This is a genomic window from Sphingomonas rustica, assembly GCF_039652585.1.
GTDB classification, from domain to species: Bacteria; Pseudomonadota; Alphaproteobacteria; order Sphingomonadales; family Sphingomonadaceae; genus Sphingomonas; species Sphingomonas rustica.
Map to the genome: position 1 here is coordinate 1 of NZ_JBDIZK010000025.1, position 2,584 is coordinate 2,584.

Consider the following 2,584-nt stretch of genomic DNA (forward strand, 5'->3'; position numbering starts at 1 on the left):
CGCCGGGGTCGGCCGGGCCGGGCAGCGGGCAGATCGGTATCGAGCTGCCATCCGGCGTGCGCCTAACCGTTGACGCATCAGTCGATGCCGAGGCGTTATCGCGGGTGATCGGCGTCCTGGCACGATGATTCCGCTTCCCCCGCTGACGCGGATATTCCTGGCATGCGGCGCGACCGATATGCGCAAAGGGTTCGATGGCCTGGCGGTGCTGGTGCAGCAGGCGTTGGAGCAGAGTCCGCATTCCGGCGCGCTGTTTGCATTCCGCGGCAAGCGCGGCGATCTGGTCAAGCTGCTCTGGTATGATGGCCAGGGATTGTGCCTGTTCTCCAAGCGCATGGATCGAGGCCGGTTCATCTGGCCATCGACCGCAACCGGCACGGTCGCGATGACTGCGGCACAGCTTTCGATGCTGCTGGAAGGCATCGACTGGCGGCGGCCGGAACGCACATTTACACCGTCACTCGCAGGCTAAAAACGCCCCGATTCCTGCGCTTTTTCTAGCTCCGCGGACAGCGATCTGCTATATATTCGCGGTGTCGGACGCAGGCCTTTCCGCTCCTGATAAGGACGCTCGGATCGCCGAGCTGGAAGCCGCGTTGGCGACCGCCCACGCCGATATCACCGCCCGCGATATCCTGATCGATACGCTGCGCGTCCAGCTGGCGCGCCTCAAGCGGATGCAGTTCGGCAAGGCCTCCGAGAAGCTCAGCCACGAGATCGCCCAGCTCGAGCTGACACTCGAAGAACTCGAGGCCGAAGCCGCTACGGTGAGCCTGCGGCGCGTCGATCCTGCCACCCTCGATCGGCCCGCACCGGTTCGAGCGCTCCCGGCCCATCTGCCGCGTGAAGAACAGCGCATCGAGCCCGAGCATGGCAACTGCACCTGCCCCGATTGCGGCGGGACATTGCGCCCACTGGGGCAGGACAGCGACGAGATGCTCGACGCCGTGCCGGTCCGGTGGCGGGTCGTCCGCATCATCCGCCCCAAGTATAGCTGCCGCGCCTGCGAGAAGGTCGTTCAGGCAGCGGCACCCGTAAAGGCGATCGCGCGCGGCAAGGCGACGTTCGGAACGCTTGCCCATGTCGTGGTCGCCAAGTTCGACCATCACCTGCCGCTTTACCGCCAGACGGAGATGATGGCCGCGCAGGGCATCGACATCGATCGCTCGACGCTCGCCGGCTGGGCCGGTCAAGCGTCAGCGCTGCTCGATCCGATCGTCAGCCGCATCCGGGAGGTCGGGCTCACCGCCGCCAAGATCCACACCGACGACACGCCCGTGCCGATGCTCGATCCAGGGCGCGGCAAGGCCGCAACCGGCAGGATCTGGGCCTATGTCGTCGATGATCGCGGCGCCGGCGCCACCACACCGCCGCTGGTCTGGTATCAGTTCACCCAGGATCGCACCGGCAGTCATCCGCAACAACAGCTCGCCAGCTTTACCGGGTTCCTGCAGGCCGACGGCTATGCCGGCTATGACAAGCTCTACACCACCAGCCGCGTCACAGAGGTCGCCTGCTGGGCGCATTTCCGGCGCAAGATCTTCGATATCCACGCGACCAAGCCGACGTCGCTCACCACCGACCTGCTGGCGCGCATCGCCAACCTCTACCGGATCGAGGACGATATCCGAGGGGCACCACCAGACGTCCGACGACGAGGCCGACTCAAACGAACGGCGCCCTTGATCGAGGCATTGCGTACCGCCCTCGACGACGCTCTGCGACGCCTCTCGCCAAAGTCCGAGATGGCCAAGGCGATCGCGTATGGCCGCAAGCGCTGGACTGCGCTCACGCGGTTCCTCGACGACGGCCGGCTGGAGATCGACAACAACATCGCCGAACGCGCGATCCGCAGCATCGCGATCGGCCGCAAGAACTGGCTGTTCGCCGGATCAAAGGCCGGCGGCGAACACGCCGCCGCGATCTACACCGTCATCGAGACCTGCAAGCTCAACGGTGTCGAGCCGCAGGCTTACATCGCTGACGTCATCGCCAAAATCGCCGGCAACTGGCCCGCCTCCCGCTGGGACGAGCTCATGCCCTGGAACTGGCGCCCAGACTTCCAGATGATCGCCGAAGCCGCATAGGCAACACCCAGTTGCGGACGTTCAACAAATCATGCGATCTTGAGCTGATGAACGACTTCCGAGCTAATTATCGTGCGTGGCTAGAGGGTGTTCTGGTTGACGACGTTCCCGACGACGTAGTGGCATTCGTCTTCAATTTATTCGAGCAAGACTTTGACGGCGCTCGCTATGGAGTAGAATTTGTCGGCGTGTCGAAATTCGATCAGAGCGATCCCGATTGGGCGTGCGAAGAAGCGTGGGAGCCCAAAGGTGGGCGGAGCTCATTGATTCCCTTGTCGTTTTGCGACGGCGGCTGGGAAATATGCCTGACCAAGATGAGCGAACTTATCTCCTCGTTTATAAGAGAGCCTTCGTTGCTCGCCCAAAGGCTAAGCGCCGTCAGAGGGATCGGCATTGGCTTCGTCGACGGTGAGCTATTGCTGCTCAAATCCTGATGCGTTTGTAGCAACCGCTAACCACCAGTTATCACCGCTCCGCGGTTTCCAGACCACGCTTAC

General features: G+C 63.2%; 3 protein-coding genes. All 3 read left to right on the top strand.

All coding sequences use genetic code 11. The annotated features are described in order from the left end of the window. The first annotated feature begins 124 nt into the window (after positions 1-124). Genes tnpB through TPR58_RS22630 form a run of 3 tightly spaced genes read left to right on the top strand, consistent with a single transcriptional unit; the run spans position 125 to position 2,521 of the window. Positions 125-472 (top strand): IS66 family insertion sequence element accessory protein TnpB, encoded by a 348-nt coding sequence (gene tnpB / locus TPR58_RS22620; RefSeq protein WP_346249043.1) that lies wholly within the window; start codon positions 125-127, stop codon positions 470-472. A 10-nt stretch (positions 473-482) separates the two neighbouring features. After that, the gene (tnpC, locus tag TPR58_RS22625; RefSeq protein ID WP_428835749.1) at positions 483-2,087 is read left to right on the top strand and encodes an IS66 family transposase; all 1,605 of its coding nucleotides are present in this window, start codon (positions 483-485) and stop codon (positions 2,085-2,087) included. 47 nt (positions 2,088-2,134) lie between these two features. Then, positions 2,135-2,521: a hypothetical protein gene (locus tag TPR58_RS22630; protein WP_346249044.1), complete on the top strand. Its 387-nt coding sequence runs from the start codon at positions 2,135-2,137 to the stop codon at positions 2,519-2,521. Positions 2,522-2,584 lie beyond the last annotated feature (63 nt).

Excerpts from the sequence above, each read along its gene's own strand:
- tnpB (WP_346249043.1), top strand. The coding sequence starts at position 125 with ATGATTCCGCTTCCCCCGCTGACGCGGATATTCCTGGCATGCGGCGCG.
- TPR58_RS22630 (WP_346249044.1), top strand. The coding sequence starts at position 2,135 with ATGAACGACTTCCGAGCTAATTATCGTGCGTGGCTAGAGGGTGTTCTG.